Origin of the sequence: Pseudomonas sp. Choline-02u-1 (genome assembly GCF_002836515.1) — a bacterium.
In the GTDB taxonomy this organism is placed as follows: domain Bacteria; phylum Pseudomonadota; class Gammaproteobacteria; order Pseudomonadales; family Pseudomonadaceae; genus Aquipseudomonas.
The window spans coordinates 89,468-106,398 of sequence record NZ_PJBC01000061.1; the positions used below are offsets into that span (position 1 = coordinate 89,468).

Annotated in this window: 15 protein-coding genes; 6 read left to right on the forward strand and 9 right to left on the reverse strand. The window is 60.8% G+C overall.

Annotated features, from left to right (window positions below):
* Positions 1–38: 38 nt before the first annotated feature.
* The 5 genes from CXF97_RS18155 to CXF97_RS18175 all read right to left on the reverse strand — a co-directional run bounded on the left by CXF97_RS18155 (position 39) and on the right by CXF97_RS18175 (position 6,897).
* The gene (locus CXF97_RS18155; protein ID WP_101159683.1) at positions 39–1,067 is read right to left on the reverse strand and encodes a DUF5924 family protein; all 1,029 of its coding nucleotides are present in this window, start codon (positions 1,065–1,067) and stop codon (positions 39–41) included.
* Between the two features lie 186 nt (positions 1,068–1,253).
* Positions 1,254–2,645: a pitrilysin family protein gene (locus CXF97_RS18160; protein WP_101159684.1), complete on the reverse strand. Its 1,392-nt coding sequence runs from the start codon at positions 2,643–2,645 to the stop codon at positions 1,254–1,256.
* Between the two features lie 107 nt (positions 2,646–2,752).
* Positions 2,753–4,411 (reverse strand): Na/Pi cotransporter family protein, encoded by a 1,659-nt coding sequence (locus tag CXF97_RS18165; RefSeq protein ID WP_101159685.1) that lies wholly within the window; start codon positions 4,409–4,411, stop codon positions 2,753–2,755.
* Positions 4,412–4,736: 325 nt separating this feature from the next.
* Complete coding sequence (locus CXF97_RS18170; protein WP_101159686.1) at positions 4,737–5,504, reverse strand: TerC family protein; 768 nt, start codon at positions 5,502–5,504, stop codon at positions 4,737–4,739.
* An 85-nt stretch (positions 5,505–5,589) separates the two neighbouring features.
* Positions 5,590–6,897, reverse strand: coding sequence for a CitMHS family transporter (locus CXF97_RS18175; RefSeq protein WP_101159687.1), 1,308 nt, complete (start codon positions 6,895–6,897; stop codon positions 5,590–5,592).
* Positions 6,898–7,225: 328 nt separating this feature from the next.
* On the opposite strand from CXF97_RS18175, the gene CXF97_RS18180 reads away from it, so the two are divergent.
* Positions 7,226–7,636: a GFA family protein gene (locus CXF97_RS18180; RefSeq protein WP_101159688.1), complete on the forward strand. Its 411-nt coding sequence runs from the start codon at positions 7,226–7,228 to the stop codon at positions 7,634–7,636.
* Here the strand turns inward: CXF97_RS18180 and CXF97_RS18185 are convergent.
* Positions 7,633–7,959: a DOPA 4,5-dioxygenase family protein gene (locus CXF97_RS18185; protein WP_101159689.1), complete on the reverse strand. Its 327-nt coding sequence runs from the start codon at positions 7,957–7,959 to the stop codon at positions 7,633–7,635. The genes CXF97_RS18180 and CXF97_RS18185 overlap by 4 nt on opposite strands.
* Positions 7,960–8,040: 81 nt before the next feature.
* On the opposite strand from CXF97_RS18185, the gene CXF97_RS18190 reads away from it, so the two are divergent.
* Positions 8,041–8,706, forward strand: coding sequence for an NAD(P)-dependent oxidoreductase (locus CXF97_RS18190; RefSeq protein WP_101159690.1), 666 nt, complete (start codon positions 8,041–8,043; stop codon positions 8,704–8,706).
* A 58-nt stretch (positions 8,707–8,764) separates the two neighbouring features.
* Here CXF97_RS18190 and CXF97_RS18195 read toward each other — a convergent pair whose 3' ends face one another.
* Positions 8,765–9,715: a LysR family transcriptional regulator gene (locus CXF97_RS18195; protein WP_101159691.1), complete on the reverse strand. Its 951-nt coding sequence runs from the start codon at positions 9,713–9,715 to the stop codon at positions 8,765–8,767.
* Between the two features lie 114 nt (positions 9,716–9,829).
* Between CXF97_RS18195 and betC the strand changes: the two genes are divergently transcribed.
* The 3 genes from betC (at position 9,830) to CXF97_RS18210 (ending at position 13,940) form a co-directional block, all read left to right on the forward strand.
* The gene (gene betC, locus CXF97_RS18200) at positions 9,830–11,344 is read left to right on the forward strand and encodes a choline-sulfatase (RefSeq protein ID WP_101159692.1); all 1,515 of its coding nucleotides are present in this window, start codon (positions 9,830–9,832) and stop codon (positions 11,342–11,344) included.
* 16 nt (positions 11,345–11,360) lie between these two features.
* Positions 11,361–12,281, forward strand: coding sequence for a choline ABC transporter substrate-binding protein (choX, locus tag CXF97_RS18205; RefSeq protein ID WP_101159693.1), 921 nt, complete (start codon positions 11,361–11,363; stop codon positions 12,279–12,281).
* A 90-nt stretch (positions 12,282–12,371) separates the two neighbouring features.
* Positions 12,372–13,940 carry a SulP family inorganic anion transporter gene (locus CXF97_RS18210; protein ID WP_101159694.1) on the forward strand — a complete coding sequence of 523 codons (1,569 nt, stop codon included), beginning with the start codon at positions 12,372–12,374 and terminating at the stop codon, positions 13,938–13,940.
* Between the two features lie 90 nt (positions 13,941–14,030).
* Here the strand turns inward: CXF97_RS18210 and aroE are convergent, their stop codons facing one another.
* Together aroE and hemF are read right to left on the reverse strand one after the other, a co-directional pair.
* Entirely contained in the window at positions 14,031–14,852 is an 822-nt protein-coding gene (gene aroE, locus CXF97_RS18215) for a shikimate dehydrogenase (RefSeq protein WP_101159695.1), read from the reverse strand.
* Positions 14,853–14,861: 9 nt separating this feature from the next.
* A complete protein-coding gene (gene hemF / locus CXF97_RS18220) occupies positions 14,862–15,776 on the reverse strand; it encodes an oxygen-dependent coproporphyrinogen oxidase (protein WP_101159696.1) in 915 nt (304 codons plus the stop codon).
* 150 nt (positions 15,777–15,926) lie between these two features.
* On the opposite strand from hemF, the gene CXF97_RS18225 reads away from it, so the two are divergent.
* Positions 15,927–16,904 carry a quinone oxidoreductase gene (locus CXF97_RS18225; RefSeq protein ID WP_101159697.1) on the forward strand — a complete coding sequence of 326 codons (978 nt, stop codon included), beginning with the start codon at positions 15,927–15,929 and terminating at the stop codon, positions 16,902–16,904.
* The last annotated feature ends 27 nt before the right edge of the window (positions 16,905–16,931 follow it).

Sequence of the window (16,931 nt, forward strand, 5' to 3'; positions counted from 1 at the left end):
CGGCCGTTACGAGAGCCTACGTAATAGCACGAACCGGATTACTTTTCTTTGGCCGGTGTGCTGTCCGTAATTGCGAAACGCAGCACGCCGATCAACTGGCCATCCTCGGTCAGCACGCGCACCTGCCATTTGCCCGTCGGGTTACCGGGGAAATTCTGCTTGTGCGTCCACGCCCGGTAGCCTTCCTTGCGCCCGCCGTGAATGTCGAGGGCGATGCGGTCAACCTCTTTGCCGTTGAAGGTCCAGACGTGATAGATCCGCTCATCGAGGCCACGCGGCGCGTTGATCGCGGTGTAGGCGTAGAGCCCGCCATTGCGGATCTGCTCGGCGCTGACGGTATCGAGGCTGGCGCCGGGGGTGCGATCCTGCAGCTGCGTGCTGATCGCCACATCGGTCATCCACAGCGTCGCCGGCGGCACCCAGGAACGCAGCGCCCAACCGACGCCACCGATGCCGACGGTAATGAACAGAATCGCCAGGGCGTTGCGCACCGTGCGGATCGGGAAGATCGACGCCAGGCTCGGGAACGACAGCAGCACGGCAATCCCCAGCGCCCATTTGAAACTCTGTGCGGTCGTCAGGTGCATGATCACCGGCAATGCGGTGAGCAGGGCGGCGAACAGGGTCAGGGTGTGCAGCGCGAGAAACGCCCAGCGCCGTGGCGCCAGCCATTTGTAGTACAGCGGATCGACGATAGAGATCAGTGCGGCAATGCCAAGCAGGCCGGTGAAAATCAACTGACCGCTGTTCCAGGTGGTGGTGATGAAGAAGAACGGCAGGACAAAAAACAGGCTTTCCTGATGGATCATCTGCGTCGCGTAGCGCAGCAGCGGCTGGGGAATCTCGCGTTTGAAGATCCGCGTGAACAGCCCGGTCAGGGTGTTTTCCAGCATCAGCCAGATCCAGCTGAGCAGCATGATCACCGTGATCCAACTGGCCAGCCCCTGTTGGCGATCGACGAGGATGAAACTGCCGACCCCGGAAATGAAACCACCCGCCGCAATGACCCCGGGGTAGCGCTTGATCAGCTCGAGAATGCGCTGGACCAGGAGGGTTAATTTCGACATGTGGGCAATTCACTGCAGGGGAAATACCCCGACAGAGTAGCGTCCGCCGGGCGTTGTGGCGAGGTTGCGGGTCACATAAATCCACCACATTCCCTGTGGGAGCGGGCTTGCTCGCGAATGCGGTGGATCATCCGGGAATGCAGTGACTGACCCGGCGAATTCGCGAGCAAGCCCGCTCCCACAGGGTCAGTGTTCGGCCGGTTTGCGGTGGCGATGCAGGCGCCAGCCGATCACGATCAGCAGCAATACGCCGACACCACCGGCGACCAGCCACAACACCTGATCATCACTGATCAAGGGCTTCTCGATCCTGATATACCCCGGCTGCAACAGCAGCTCGCGCATGGCCTTGTTCGCCGCGTCCAGCGTCACCCCTTGCAGCTCCCGCGCGGGATTGGCAAAGCGGCCATCCTGATAGTCGGCCAGCGCGCTCCAGTAATAGTCCGCCAACGCGCTGTTGCCCTGCACGGCCCAGGCCTGATGGGCGATGGCAGCTTGCTTGATGCGGGCGAAGGTGCTCGGGTCAAGGCCGTTTTTCAGCAGGTCGGCCTTGAGGTCCGCCAGCACCTGAATGGCTTCGTCGACGTCATCGCGATCAAGGTCAGCGTTGAGGCTCATAAAGCCGACACCGCCGAACACTTCGCGCTCGGCCCACGGCCCGTATGACAGGCCGTGGTTGAGACGAATCTGCCGATACAGCGCCCAGTCGAGGTAATCCTTGAGAATGTCGAAGGTCTGGTCGTACTGATCGTCAAGCACCGGTTCCGGCACCAGCCAGTGCAGCTTGGCGCTGTCGCCGATGAAGCCACGGGTGAGGGTGCGTTCATGGGCGGCGCTGGTGCGAATGTCCGGCAGCGCCCGATGCTCGCTCGGCTCGACCGGCTCCAGCTCACCCCAGGTGCGCTCCAGATAGGCCGGCAGCAGTTTGTCGAGTTCGCCGACGACGATCAGGGTCATGTTGTTCGGCGCGTACCAGGCCTTGCGCACCTTCTCCAATTGCTCCTGGGTAAGATGGCCGACTTCGGCGCGCTGCGGGCATTTCAATCCCAGTTCGACAGCCAGTTGATTGCTCGCGGTATGCCCGAAGTCCTGACGGTCGAGGAAGCGTTGCAGTTTGGTGTAATGGCCGCCGTCCTCACGCTCGACGACCCGTTTCGCCGCGTTGATCGCGTTGCCGTCGATGCGTGTCTGAGTCAGCAGCGCGAGGAGCAGGTCGAGTACCTTGCGCTGGTTTTTCGCCGGGGCTTCGATGACGAACGTGGTGTCGGCATTGCTAGTGAACGCATTCCAGTCACCGCCCAGCGCCTGCATGCGCTCCTCCAGACCGCCTTCGCCAGTGGCGTCGATACCGCTGAACAGCAGGTGTTCGAGCAAATGCGGCAGCTCTTTCTCGTCGCAATCGAAATCATCGAGGCCGACGCCGACCACCAGCCGGATTGCCACATGCCCACGCTCAGTGCCGGGCTTGAGCATCAACTGCAAACCGTTGGGCAGCGCATAGCCTTCGACTTGAAAACGATCCAGGGCGAAGGCGGGCAGGGAGCCGAGCAACAGGCAGGCGAACAACAGGCAACGCATAACAGGCTTCCATACGGCTGATTTGGAGATCCGTGTCGTCAGTTGCGACCCCAATCGGCGGTCTCAAGGCTGAACCACTGTAACTGACTGACCGCAGCCTCAGACGTTCAAGGCGAATGCGTAATGTCGGCCATGTCATCCACCGCCAGCGCGCCGGTGTCCGCCGTTTCCAGCACCACATAGGCGCTGCTGCAGAACAGCGAGTTGAGCCGCTTCATGTCGGCAATCAATTCCAGATGCAACGAACTGGTCTCCAGACTCTGCACGATCTTGCGCTGCAAACGGCTGACGTGCGCGTGGGCCAGACGCCGCTCCTGCGCACGAAAACGGCGTTTCTCGCGCAACAACTGCCGCGCGCTTTCGCGGTCGCCACTGAGAAACACCGACAGGCCCAGGCGCAGGTTGGCGATCAATTGCTGCTGCAGGCCGGCGAGATCTTCCAGGCCTTCCTCAGAGAACGAACGCCGCTGCGAGGTTTTCTGCTGCTGGATCTTGCGCAGCATGCGCTCGATCAGGTCGGCGGCAAGTTTCAGGTTGATCGCCAGCTCGATGATCTCGGCCCAGCGCCGACTGTCCTGCTCGCCGAGATCCTCGCGAGGCATCTGCGCCAGATAAAGCTTGATCGCGCTGTACAGTGCTTCGACATCGTCGGTCAGGCGGCGCATCTCCTGCGTGACGGCGGTCTGCTTGCCGCGCAGCACATCGAGGGAGGCGTCGAGCATGTTATCGAGCAGATCGCCCATGCGCAGGGTTTCCCGCGCAGCATTGGCCAGCGCCAGGCTCGGCGTGACCAGTGCCGTCGGGTCGAGATGCCGCGGTTTGGCGGTGCCGTTGACCTCCGGCCGCTCCGGCAGCAACCAGGCACATAGCCGCGCCATCGGCCCGACGCTGGGCAGCAGGATCAGGCAGCGCGCGGTGTTGTAGAGCAGGTGGAAGCCGATGACCATTTCCTGGGGGCTGAAATCGAGGCTGTCGATCCAGTGCACCAGCGGGTCGAGCACCGGGATGATCAGCAGCAGACCGATCAGTTTGTACAACAGGCTGCCCAGCGCCACTTGCCGGCCGGCGGCGTTCTGCATGCTGGTGCTCATGAAGGCGAGAATGCCGCTGCCGATGTTCGCGCCGATCACCAGACCGATCGCCACCGGCAGGCTGATCACCGCAGCGCCGGCCAGCGTGGCGGTCAGCAGCACGGCAGCGAGGCTGGAGTAGGAAATCATCGCGAACAGCGCGCCGACCAGGGCGTCGAGGAGGATGTCGCCGGTCAGCGAGGCGAAAATCACTTTCACCCCTTGGGCGTGAGTAATCGGCGCGGCGGCTTCAACGATCAACTGCAGAGCGAGGATGATCAGCCCCAGCCCGATCGACACCCGGCCCATCTGCCCGAGCCGCGTCTGTTTACGTGAGAGAAAGAAAATCACCCCGAGGAAGATCAGCAGCGGCGACAGCCACGACAGGTCAAACGTCAGCACCCGCGCCATCAACGCGGTACCGACATCGGCACCCAGCATGGTCGCCAGCGCCGGGGTCAGCGCCATCAGGCCCTGGCCGACAAACGAGGTGACCAGCATCGCCGTGGCGTTGCTGCTCTGCACCATCGCGGTGACGAGAATACCGGCGATGAACGCCAGCCATTTCTTCGACATGTTCTGGCCGATGACATGTCGCAAATTGGTGCCGTAAACCCGCAGGATGCCGGTTCGGACGATGTGCGTGCCCCAGATCAGCAGGGCAACGGCGGACAACAAATTGAGCAGGGTGAGCATGCAGACCCCCTGTAGTAGCAGCGCCCCAGAGGGGCAAGTGGACGGCACCGCGCGGTTTCTACGTTTTTGATACTTAAGCTGTAGTTGGCTAACGGTCTGGGCGCCAGCATTGCACAGCTAAAGAACGGAATGAAACAAAACTGTCATGAAAGCCGGTGTATCCAGCCCCGGAATTCGACACGTTTTCCCTGCGTGGCCGAAAACGACTGTGGGAGCGAGCTTGCTGGCGAAAGCGGTGGGCCAGCCAACATTGTTGTCGACTGGCACTCCGTCTTCGCGAGCAGGCTCGCTCCCACAGGTTATTGCGCTTGAGCGGACGAGCAGATTATTGGCCCGGCACATCCTTGCGCAGTTTCACCGGATCCTGCTGCTGTTTCTTTTTGGCCATCGCGCCGCGCAGTTTGATGTTGATCGCTTCCACCGTCAGCGAGAACGCCATGGCGAAGTAGACGTAGCCTTTCGGCACATGCACGTCGAACGACTCGGCGATCAGCACGGTACCGACTACCAGCAGGAACGACAGCGCGAGCATTTTCAGCGACGGGTGCTTGTCGATGAATTCGCTGATCTTGCCCGAGGCCAGCATCATCACCAGCACCGCCACGATAATCGCCGCAACCATGACCGGTACATGCGAAACCATGCCGACCGCAGTGATCACCGAGTCCAGCGAGAAGACGATATCGATGATCGCGATCTGAATGATGGTGTAGAGGAAGTTGCCGCCCTTGCCCGATGGCGCGTCGTCGCTTTCGTCTTCGCCTTCCAGCGCGTGGTACATCTCCTGCGAGCTTTTCCAGAGCAGGAACAGGCCACCGAAGAACAGGATCAGGTCACGACCGGAAATGCCCTGACCGAACACCTCGAAGAGGTCGGCGGTGAGGCGCATGACCCAGGTGATCGACAGCAGCAACAGGATCCGCGTGATCATCGCCAGGGCCAGACCGAAGATTCGGGTGCGCGCCTGCATGTGCTTGGGCATGCGGCTGACCAGAATCGAGATCATGATGATGTTATCGATGCCGAGGACGATTTCCAGGGCGGTCAGGGTGAAGAAGGCAACCCAGATTTCGGGGTTGGTCAGCCATTCCATGTGTATTCCTTTGAGCAATTGTTAAACCGAAAAAGGTCCGGGCTTCAAACCGCGAAGCCAGGACCCGAATCGGTGAGTCTTGGGCTTATAGAGTGCTGAACAGCGGGAAAGTCCCCAACAGCAGCGCAGCAATCAGAATGCAGATACACACCAGGATCGCCCATTTCAAGGTAAAACGCTGGTGATCACCGAAATCGATACCAGCCAGCGCCACCAACAGATAGGTCGACGGTACCAACGGGCTCAGCAAGTGGACGGGCTGACCGACGATCGAGGCACGGGCCATTTCCACTGCAGTGATTCCATAGTGACTGGCCGCTTCGGCCAGCACCGGCAACACGCCGTAGTAGAACGCGTCGTTGGACATGAAGAAGGTGAACGGCATGCTCACCAGCGCCGTGATCACCGCCAGGTACGGGCCGAGGAACTCCGGAATCACCGCCAACAGGCTCTTCGACATCGCATCGACCATGCCGGTGCCCGACAGGATACCGGTGAAGATACCGGCCGCAAAGATCAGCCCGACCACTGCCAGCACGCTGCCGGAATGTGCGGCGACGCGATCCTTCTGCATTTGCAGGCACGGGTAGTTGACGATCATCGCAATACTGAACGCCACCATGAACAGCACCGGCAGCGGCAGCAGGCCGCCGATCAGCGTGCACATCAGGCCGAAGGTCAACGCGGCGTTGAACCAGATCAGTTTCGGACGCCGCGCGTCGGGGAATTGCGAGACGCTGATTTCGCTGTGATCGATCTCATCGCCGACCAGATGCAGCTCGCCGAGGCGGGCACGTTCACGTTTGCCGTAGAAGTAGGCAATCAGCAGGATCGCCACTACACCGGCGGCCATCGCCGGGATCATCGGCACGAAAATATCCGACGGGTCGACATGCAGAGCACTCGCCGCACGGGCGGTCGGGCCGCCCCATGGGGTCATGTTCATCACGCCGCCGGCGAGAATGATCAGACCGGCCATGATTCGCGGGCTCATGCCGATGCGGCTGTACAGCGGCAGCATGGCGGCCACGCAGATCATGTAAGTGGTCGCGCCGTCACCATCGAGGGAAACGACGAGCGCCAGTACGGCGGTGCCGACCGAAACTTTCAGCGGGTCGCCCTTGACCAGTTTGAGGATTTTGCGCACGGCCGGGTCGAACAGGCCGGAGTCGATCATCAGGGCGAAATACAGAATGGCGAACATCAACATCACGCCGGTTGGCGCCAGTTTGGTGATGCCCTCTAGCATCATCGGACCGATTTTCGGCGCGAACCCACCAAACAGGGCGAACAGGATCGGGATGATGATCAGGGCGATCAGCGCGGACAGGCGCTTGGTCATGATCAGGAACATGAACGTGATGACCATGGCGAAGCCAAGGAAAGTCAGCATGGGATTACTCCAGGCGTAGCGCGGCTAATGGAATGAGCGGACCGGGCGGGATCAGCGCAGAACGGGAGGCGCGAGGCGTACGAGCGGAGTAACCAGCAGGGAGAGGGAAAAACGGCGGGTTGCAGAAGACATCAGAATCACCATTGTTGTTGTTAATTGGGCCGGGTCTGTGGAACAACCACAGGTCTTGGGCCAACCGGTCTGTTGCCGGGAGTGAGGCGATCCTAATCGGGGAAGCTTTCAGCTACCTTTCGCGATCGAAAGCGATGAATGAACGGTCAACCGGTGGGCGGCTGCAACGAGAGCCAATGAATACGGGAGAAGAGCGGTGGAGACGAACCAGACACATAACGGCGGCTGTCACTGCGCGCACATCCGCTACCGGTTCAGCGCAGCGCTGCAGGACATTGCGCATTGTCACTGTGCGATCTGCCGCAAGGTCAGCGGCGGTATCGTCACCACATGGATCACCGTGCCGGCGGCGAACTTTCAATGGCTGGCCGGAACGCCGGCACGCTATGAATCGTCCGCCAGTTGCGCGCGATACTTCTGCTCAAACTGCGGCGCGCAACTGGCATTGCTGACCTCGCTCAGCCCCGACACCATCGACGTGACCATCGCCACGCTGGATCATCCTGAAATCGCGCCGGCCGAGCGGCACATCTGGACTGACAGCCGATTGCCCTGGCTGCGTCTGGATGAGCATCTGCCGGGCGAAGCCGAAGAAACTCTCGATTAAAACACCGACAGATTCAACGGCCGCAGCGCGCCCATCCAGATGGCGTGTTCGGTGTGATCGAGCAAGTCATCGCCCGTGTCCGGGTGCAGGAATACCACCAGGCCCTTGCGGTTGAGCGCCAGCCAAGGCAGCACTTCGCCGATCAGCTCGGGGCCGAAGGCCAGTTGGCAGCTCCAGTCGGGGTGCGGGCCCACCGGGCGTTCGTGCACGCGGCCCATCTTCAGCGCAAACAGCTGCGCGGCCTGTTCGCACAAGGCCCGCGCCTGGTCGATGGTTTGCGCGTCGAAATAGACATGGGCGTGGTAGCCCTTGATCCCTTGCATCGTGTCGCCTCTCAATCGGTTCGAACCCTTGGCTGTTTCCACCGTCACAGGCCATATGGGCCAACTATAAGGAAAACAGCCATGAAAAATGCCGAAACCCCAGTGGTGAAAGTGGTGCTCTATGGTGCCATGGCCAGCCTGGGGGGTGCGTTGATGGCTGAATTGCTGCGCCGCCAACACGAAGTGATCGCCATTCTCGACGATCTCACTGCGCTCGCGCCGCGACCCGGACTGCGCACTAAAACCGGCGACTTGTTCGATGCCGAGCGGGTCAATCAGAGCGTCGCCGGCACCTCGGCGGTGATCTGTCTGCTGGACGCGCCGGGGCTGCCGTTCAGCAGCGACCATGTCGAGCGCTCGGTCACTCTCGGCCCGGTCGAACAGGTGCTGGCAGTCGACGCACTGGTCGAAGGCTTGCACCTGGCCAGCGTGCCGCGCTTGTTCCTGGTAGGCAACTTCGGTGTACTCGACGAGCCTGACAGTGACGAGCGTCTGCAACGTCACGCCGCTGAAGAAATCCTCGAGGCGGTGCAAAGCAGCTCACTGCGCTGGACCCTGGTCAATGCGCCGCACGGCGTTGCCGGATTGACCATCGAGCATTTCAGTCAGGTTGGCGGCAATCTCGAGCCGGGGCTTGCCGAACCCTTGGAGCGCTTGAACCGCGTGGCAGTGGGGATTGCCGATGAGCTGCGGCTCAATCTGCATGTGGGACAGCATGTGAATTTTGTAGCGGCTTCAGATATTTAAAAGATCGCCTGCAGGAGCTGCCGGAGGCTCGGGCAGCGATCGGACGATCTTTTGCACTTCACACCGCAATCGAGGGCAGGGCCAGACCGTTAAGCGATTCGGCACTGCTGGCCTGTTCCGCCATTAACCAATCAACAAACTCTTGAATCAACGCACCCCGACGTTTGCGCTGCGGCAGCACCACGTAATACCCCAGCCGCGACAGCGTGGTTTGCGCCAGCGGCCGGCACAGCAAACCCTGCATCAGCAAGTTATCCACAAGGTGACGCCAACCAATCGCCACACCTTGCCCGCCAATCGCCGCTTGAATCAGCAACGTGTAATTGTCGAAGCGCAACTGACCCGGCGCCGGCGGCGTGGTCAGGCCAAGTTGACGGAACAGCCCGCTCCAGTCGAACCAGTTGCTGCTGTTTTCGCCGCGCAGGTGCAGCAGCGGAAATTCCAGCAGAGCCTGCGCGGGCAACGGCAATGAACGGTCCTTGAGCAGCAGCGGGCTGCACACCGGGAACACTTCTTCGCTGAACAGCCAGTGGCTCTCGCCCTGCTTGAATCGACCATCGCCAAACAGGATCGCCACGTCGATGTCGGTGCGCAGCATATTGTGGTTGCGCTCGCTCGTGACGAGGCTGACATCGATGTGCGGGTTGGCTTCGTGGAAGCGGTGCAGGCGCGGCATCAGCCAATAGGCGGCGAACGCGAAATCGGTCGCGACCTGCAGCACTTCATGTTGCTGCTGAGCGCTGATTGCGCTCAATCCTGCGTCGATGTTCTGCAAACCCAAGGTAACTTGCTCGAAAAGCAGGGTACCCACCTCAGTCAGCTCAATGCCCCGGTAAATCCGATCGAAGAGGCGTGTTCCGAGTTGTTCTTCCAGGCGTTTGATCTGCTGGCTGATCGCCGGTTGTGTCGTACCAAGCTCAACAGCAGCCGCAGTGAAACTGCGATGGCGCGCCGCCGCTTCAAAGGCACGAAGAAGATCGAGGGACAGGTCGCCGAGGGCCTCATACATAAGCTGTGCTTATCCTAGTCATTGTCTGTGGCGGGCTTTACCGAAGAAAGCATGGGATTCATGCTCGGTTGCAGCACTCTCGCATAAATATTCAACATGGAATGCCGCGATCACATGAAGCGCAAGAACATTCTTTTCATCATGGCCGATCAAATGGCCGCGCCAATGTTGCCGTTCTACGGCCCATCGCCTGTCAAACTGCCAAACCTGTCCCGCCTCGCCGCCCAGGGCGTAGTGTTTGATTCCGCGTATTGCAACAGCCCGCTGTGCGCACCGTCGCGCTTCACTCTGGTCAGTGGTCAGCTGCCGAGCAAGATCGGCGCCTATGACAACGCCGCTGATTTTCCTGCCGATATCCCCACTTATGCGCACTACTTGCGCCGACTCGGCTACCGCACTGCGCTATCGGGCAAGATGCACTTCTGCGGGCCGGACCAACTGCACGGTTATGAAGAACGCCTGACCAGCGATATCTATCCGGCCGATTACGGTTGGGCGGTGAACTGGGACGAGCCGCAGGTACGACCGAGCTGGTATCACAACATGTCCTCGGTGCTGCAGGCCGGGCCGTGCGTGCGTACCAATCAGCTGGATTTCGACGAAGAGGTGGTGTTCAAGGCACAGCAATATCTGTTCGATCACATCCGCGAGGATGGCGACCAGCCGTTTTGCCTGACCGTGTCGATGACTCACCCGCACGACCCGTACACGATTCCCAAGAAATTTTGGGATTTGTATGACGATGCCGATATCCCGCTGCCTACAGCCTTGAACCAGGACGAACTCGATCCGCACTCGCAACGGCTGCTCAAGGTTTACGATTTGTGGGACAAGCCGCTGCCTGTGGATAAAATCCGCGATGCCCGTCGCGCCTATTTCGGGGCTTGCAGCTATATTGACGCCAACGTCGGCAAACTGCTGGAAACGCTGGACGATACCGGGCTGATTGACGACACCATCATTGTTTTCTCCGGCGACCATGGCGACATGCTCGGCGAGAAGGGCCTCTGGTACAAAATGCACTGGTTCGAGATGGCCGCGCGGGTGCCGCTGTTGATCAGCGCACCGGGACAATTCCAGGCGGGCCGGGTCAGCGCCGCTGTTTCCACCGCTGACCTGTTGCCGACGTTCGTTGATCTGGCCGGAGGGAGCCTCGAACCGGGCCTGCCGCTGGATGGCCGCTCCTTGCTGCCGCACCTGCAAGGGCAGGGCGGGCATGACGAAGTGTTCGGCGAGTACATGGCCGAAGGCACCGTCAGCCCGTTGATGATGATTCGTCGGGGCGCCTACAAATTTATCTACAGCGAAAGCGACCCGTGCCTGCTCTTCGACGTGGTTAACGATCCGCGCGAAGAAGAAGAGCTGAGCCAGTCGCCGCAACACCGTCAGGTGTTCGAAGACTTTCTTGCTCAAGCGCGGACCAAATGGGATATCCCGGCGATCCATCGGGACGTGCTGGCCAGCCAGCGCCGACGCCGGTTCGTCGCCGATGCGTTAACCATCGGCAAGCTGAAGAGCTGGGATCACCAGCCGCTGGTCGATGCCAGTCAGCAGTACATGCGCAACCACATCGACCTTGATGATCTGGAGCGCAAGGCCCGTTATCCACAACCCTGCCAAAACCAATAATGTTAAGGGGAAGTCCATGCGCAAGTTATCCACAGCTGTGACCGTTGGCCTGATCGCGTTGAGCAGCGCCTCGGCTTTTGCCGAGCAAGGCTGCGAAATCGTGAAAATGGCCGATCCGGGCTGGAGCGACATCGCCGCGACCAATGCCATCACCGGGTTTCTGCTGGACGGCATGGGCTACAAGGCCAAAGTCGATACCCTTGCGGTGCCGATCACCTTTGGCGGTTTGAAGGACGGCCAGGTTGACGTATTTCTCGGCAACTGGATGCCGGCGCAGCAGGGCTTTTATGACAAATTCGTCGCCACCGGTGATGTGACGCAATTGGCGAAAAACCTCGAAGGCACTGAATTCACCCTTGCTGTCCCCGACTATGTCTGGGAGGCGGGTGTGCATGATTTCGCTGACCTGAACAAATTCGCCGACAAGTTCGACAAGAAAATCTACGGCATCGGCTCGGGCGCCCCCGCAAACATTTCGCTGCAGGAAATCATCAAGAAGAACGACTTCGACATGGGTCAGTGGAAGCTGATCGAGTCCAGCGAACAGGCGATGCTGGCCGAAGTATCGCGGGCAGTGAAGAAACAGAAATTCGTCACCTTCCTCGGTTGGACCCCGCACCCGATGAACGTGCAACTGAAAATGCGCTATCTGAAAGGCGGCGAAAAATACTTCGGCGACACCGGGAACGTCTTCACCCTGACCCGCAAGGGGTACGCCGAGGCCTGCCCGAATGTGGGCAAGTTGCTGACCAATCTGGCGTTCACTCAGGACATGGAAAACAGCATCATGGCCGAGGTAGTGAACAAGAAAATCAGCAATGCCGCGGCGGCGAAGGCGTGGATCAAGGCGAATCCGGCGGTACTGGACAAGTGGCTCGATGGCGTGAAGACGGTGGATGGCAATGATGCACTGGTGGCGGTGAAGGCGAAGCTGTAAATGCATTCGCCGATCGTTCTAACGCTCTGCGTGGGAACGATCGGCGGGAAGGGCTGATACCCTTGTTGAAAACTCCAACCGTGAGGATCCATGGCCTTCCCCAGCCGTCATTCACTTTTTCCTTTCCTGAGCTGGTTGCCACGGCAAACCCGCGCCAGCGTCGGCAGGGACCTGATCGTCGGCCTCAGCGGTGCGATTCTCGCGTTACCCCAGTCGATTGCCTACGCCCTGATTGCCGGTCTGCCACCTGAATACGGTCTCTACGCAGCGATCATCCCGGTGATGATCGCTTGCCTGTGGGGCTCATCGTGGCATCTGATCTGCGGCCCGACGGCGGCGATTTCGATTGTGCTCTACGCCAGCGTCAGCCCCTTGGCCGTTCCGGCGTCGCAGGACTACATCACGCTGATTCTGTTGCTGACCTTTCTGGCCGGGATTTTCCAGTGGTTGCTCGGCCTGCTGCGCTTCGGCGCACTGGTGAATTTCGTCTCGCACTCGGTGGTGCTCGGTTTCACCCTCGGTGCGGCGGTGGTGATCGCCATCGGGCAATTGCCCAATCTGCTCGGGCTGGAATTGCCGGCCAGCACCACGGCGCTCGCCAGTCTGATGGATCTGGTGCGACATCTCGGGGCTGTGGATAAGCCTTCGCTGATCCTCGGCGTCGCCACAGTCATCGTCGGCGTGGCGCTGAAAAAACTCCTGCCACGCTGGCCGACGCTGTTGATCACGCTAGTGCTGGCCAGTCTGCTGGTATGGATCTGGCCGGCGATGTTCGGCCATGTGCATCTGGTCAGCGCTTTCGTCGGTCGCTTGCCGCCTTTCAGCGCCTTGCCGCTGGATCCGGAGGTGATGCTGCGCCTGCTGCCGAGCGCCGTAGCGGTGGGCATGCTCGGGCTGGTCACCAGTCTGTCGATTGCGCGCTCGATTTCCGCCCGGTCGCAGCAGTTGCTTGATGCCAATCAGGAAGTCCGCGCGCAAGGTTTGTCGAATATTGTCGGGGCGTTCTTTTCCGGCTCGCTGTCAGCCGGATCGTTTACCCGCTCGGGATTGAGTTACGAAGCGGGTGCCTGTTCGCCACTGGCCGGGATTTTTTCTGCGGTCTGGGTAGCTTTGTTTGCGATCTTCGGCGCCGGGCTGATTTCGCATATTCCGATTCCCGCCATGGCCGGCAGCATTCTGCTGATTGCCTGGGGCCTGGTCGATCACCGAGCAATTCGGGCATTGCTGCGGGTCAGTCGTGCCGAGTTCGTGGTCATGGCGCTGACGTGCCTCGCAACGCTGCTGCTGGAACTGCAGACAGCCATTTACGCCGGCGTGCTGGCGTCGCTGTTTTTCTACCTCAAGCGCACTTCGCAACCGCGTGTGCAGCATTGGCGAGACGGTGAGGACGATGTTTTACGCGTCGGCGGTTCGATCTTTTTCGGCGCCAGCCATTACCTGCAAGTGCGCCTGCAACGGTTGCACGGAGCGCGGGTGGTGATCGAGGCACAGCAGATCAACTTCATCGATTATTCAGGGGTGGAGATGCTGCATCAGGAAGCGCGGCGTTTGTTGGGCCAAGGCCGCAGCCTGACCTTGCGCCGGGCACGGCCACAGGTCGTGGAAGAATTACGCAAGCTGGAAGGGGCGGAAAAATGCCCGATCCGCTTTGAGGATTGATCCAGGATCAGCTGAGTGGCCATTCGTGAGCAAGCGCGCTCCCACCGTGCAATGCGATCAAATGTGGGAGCGAGCTTGCTCGCGAAGCTCTTAAAGGGCTAATTGTCGGCGCAGTTCGGCGAGCACCGGAGCGGTATCCGGGCGCACGCGGCGCCATAAGTAGAACGCCTCCGCCGCCTGCTCGGCGAGCATGCCCAGACCATCCATTGCCAGCGCCGCGCCGTGCTCGGTGGCCCAGCGACAGAACGCAGTCGGTTCCTTGCCGTACATCATGTCGTAGCACAGCGTCTGGCCCGGCTCGATCAGGCTTGGCGCAATTGGCGGAACGTCACCGGTCAGACTGGCGGAAGTAGCGTTGATGATCACGTCCACCGGTTCGCGCAACCAGTCGAAGCCACTGGCTGCTACCGGCCCCAGGTCGCAGAACAATTCGGCCAGCAGCTCAGCCTTGTCCACCGTGCGATTGGCGATGATCACTGAGGCCGGATTCTCCGCCAGCAATGGCTCCAGCGCCCCGCGCACCGCGCCGCCGGCGCCGAGCAAAAGGATGCGCTTGCCGGTCAGGCTGAATCCGGCATTGACCGTCAGATCGCGGACCAGGCCAGCGCCATCGGTGTTGTCGCCGAGGAGTGAGCCATCGTCCAGTTTGCTCAAGGTGTTCACCGCCCCAGCGCGCTGCGCGCGTGCGGTCAGGCTGTTGGCCAGACGGTAAGCCTCTTCCTTGAACGGCACCGTCACGTTGGCACCGCGCCCCTCCCGAAAGAACGCGGTGGCGCAGCCGGCAAAATCATCAAGCGGCGCCAGCAGCGTGCTGTAATCGAGGCGTTGGCTTGTCTGTTCAGCGAACAGCTGGTGAATCATCGGCGACTTGCTGTGGCCGATCGGGTTACCGAAAACGACGTAACGATCCATCACCAATCCTCAGGCCTCGGCCAGCCAGTCGCGATCCTGCAGGAAGTATTCGGTCAGGCGCGCTTCGGCGCTGCCTGGCTCGGCCTTCCAGTCATAACCCCAGCGCACTTGCGGCGGCAGCGACATCAGAATCGATTCGGTACGTCCGCCCGATTGCAGACCAAAGAGGGTGCCACGATCGTAAACCAGGTTGAACTCGACATAGCGACCACGGCGGAACTCCTGGAATTCGCGCTGCTGTGCAGTGAAGGCATCGTTTTTGCGCCGCTGCACAATCGGCAGGTAGGCGTCGATGTAGGCGTCGCCGATGGCGCGCATGAACGCGAAACTGGTGTCGAAATCCCACTCGTTCAGATCATCGAAGAACAGACCACCAATGCCGCGCGGCTCATGACGGTGCTTGATGTGAAAGTAGGTATCGCACCAGGCCTTGTAGCGTGGATAGACATCAGCGCCGAACGGAGCACAGGCTTGCTCGGCGACGCGGTGCCAGTGGACGCAATCTTCCTCAACGCCGTAATACGGGGTCAGGTCGAAGCCGCCGCCAAACCACCAGACCGGTTCTTCGCCTTCTTTTTCAGCGATGAAAAAGCGCACGTTGGCGTGGGACGTCGGCACGTGCGGGTTGTGCGGATGGATCACCAGCGATACGCCGAGCGCCTCGAAACCACGCCCGGCCAGTTCCGGCCGATGCGCACTGGCCGAGGGTGGCAAGCCGCTGCCGAAGACGTGGGAAAAGTTGACGCCGCCCTTTTCGATCAACGTGCCGTTTTCCAGCACACGGGTGCGCCCACCACCGCCTGCCGGCCGGGTCCAGGCGTCTTCGACGAAGCACTTGCCGCCGTCTTCGGTTTCGAGCGCGGCGCAGATGCGGTCTTGCAGATCGAGCAAATAGGCCTTTACGGCGTCGGTGCGGGTCGTCATGGCTTCACCTTGAATCGGGCGGCGCCCCGGCGGGCGGGCGGCGCAAATGGGCGCGTAGCATACCATCGCAGACCGGCGCGCCGCAGTTGACGAAGATCAAGCAGGGGAGTTGGATAGAGGGCTTAGTGACGACCCAAGGAGAGCAGGCAGATGGCAAAGCGTATCCAGTTCGGTGCCCACGGCGGTCCCGAAGTGCTCGAATATGTAGATTACGAACCCGCTGCGCCCGGGCCGAATCAGGTGCGCGTGGCCAACCACGCGATCGGCCTGAATTTCATTGACACCTACTACCGTAGCGGCCTGTATGCGCCGCCCGCCTTGCCGTCTGGCCTGGGTTCGGAAGGCGCCGGCACCGTCGAGGCGGTGGGCAGCGACGTCACCCGGTTCAAGGTCGGCGATCGTGTGGCGTACGGCAGCGGCCCGCTCGGCGCCTACAGCCAGGTACATGTCCTGCCGCAAGACAATCTTGTACACCTGCCCGACGAAATCAGCTTCGAAACGGCTGCCGGGGTCATGCTCAAGGGCCTGACCGTGCAATACCTGCTGCGCCAGACCTACGAACTGCAGGGCGGCGAAACCATTCTGTTCCACGCGGCAGCGGGCGGCGTCGGCTCGCTGGCCTGCCAATGGGCCAAAGCGCTGGGCGTGAAGCTGATAGGCACCGTCAGTTCCAGGGAAAAAGCCGAACTGGCCAAGGCCAACGGCGCCTGGGCCACTATCGACTACAGCCATGAAAACGTAGCCGAGCGTGTGCTGGCCCTGACTGACGGCAAGAAAGTCCCGGTGGTGTATGACGGCGTCGGCAAGGACACCTGGCTCACCTCCCTGGACAGCGTGGCGCCACGTGGCCTGGTGGTGAGTTTCGGCAATGCCTCGGGCGCGGTCGATGGCGTCAATCTTGGCATTCTCGCCGCAAAGGGCTCGCTTTATGTCACCCGGCCGACATTGGCGACCTACGCCAACAACGCCGAGAACCTGCAGCGTATGGCTGACGAGTTGTTCGAGATGATCATCAGCGGCAAATTGAAGGTGGATGTCAGCCAGAGTTATCCACTGGCCGAAGCGGCGAAGGCGCAAACCGAACTGTCGGCGCGGCGCACCACCGGCTCTACCGTTCTGCACCCCTGAAACACTTCCATCAAACGCAGCACCCGG

Coding starts and splice junctions, on each gene's coding strand:
- CXF97_RS18155 (WP_101159683.1), bottom strand. CDS start 1,067: ATGTCGAAATTAACCCTCCTGGTCCAGCGCATTCTCGAGCTGATCAAG.
- CXF97_RS18160 (WP_101159684.1), bottom strand. CDS start 2,645: ATGCGTTGCCTGTTGTTCGCCTGCCTGTTGCTCGGCTCCCTGCCCGCC.
- CXF97_RS18165 (WP_101159685.1), bottom strand. CDS start 4,411: ATGCTCACCCTGCTCAATTTGTTGTCCGCCGTTGCCCTGCTGATCTGG.
- CXF97_RS18170 (WP_101159686.1), bottom strand. CDS start 5,504: ATGGAATGGCTGACCAACCCCGAAATCTGGGTTGCCTTCTTCACCCTG.
- CXF97_RS18175 (WP_101159687.1), bottom strand. CDS start 6,897: ATGCTGACTTTCCTTGGCTTCGCCATGGTCATCACGTTCATGTTCCTG.
- CXF97_RS18185 (WP_101159689.1), bottom strand. CDS start 7,959: ATGCAAGGGATCAAGGGCTACCACGCCCATGTCTATTTCGACGCGCAA.
- CXF97_RS18190 (WP_101159690.1), top strand. CDS start 8,041: ATGAAAAATGCCGAAACCCCAGTGGTGAAAGTGGTGCTCTATGGTGCC.
- CXF97_RS18195 (WP_101159691.1), bottom strand. CDS start 9,715: ATGTATGAGGCCCTCGGCGACCTGTCCCTCGATCTTCTTCGTGCCTTT.
- betC (WP_101159692.1), top strand. CDS start 9,830: ATGAAGCGCAAGAACATTCTTTTCATCATGGCCGATCAAATGGCCGCG.
- choX (WP_101159693.1), top strand. CDS start 11,361: ATGCGCAAGTTATCCACAGCTGTGACCGTTGGCCTGATCGCGTTGAGC.
- CXF97_RS18210 (WP_101159694.1), top strand. CDS start 12,372: ATGGCCTTCCCCAGCCGTCATTCACTTTTTCCTTTCCTGAGCTGGTTG.
- aroE (WP_101159695.1), bottom strand. CDS start 14,852: ATGGATCGTTACGTCGTTTTCGGTAACCCGATCGGCCACAGCAAGTCG.
- hemF (WP_101159696.1), bottom strand. CDS start 15,776: ATGACGACCCGCACCGACGCCGTAAAGGCCTATTTGCTCGATCTGCAA.
- CXF97_RS18225 (WP_101159697.1), top strand. CDS start 15,927: ATGGCAAAGCGTATCCAGTTCGGTGCCCACGGCGGTCCCGAAGTGCTC.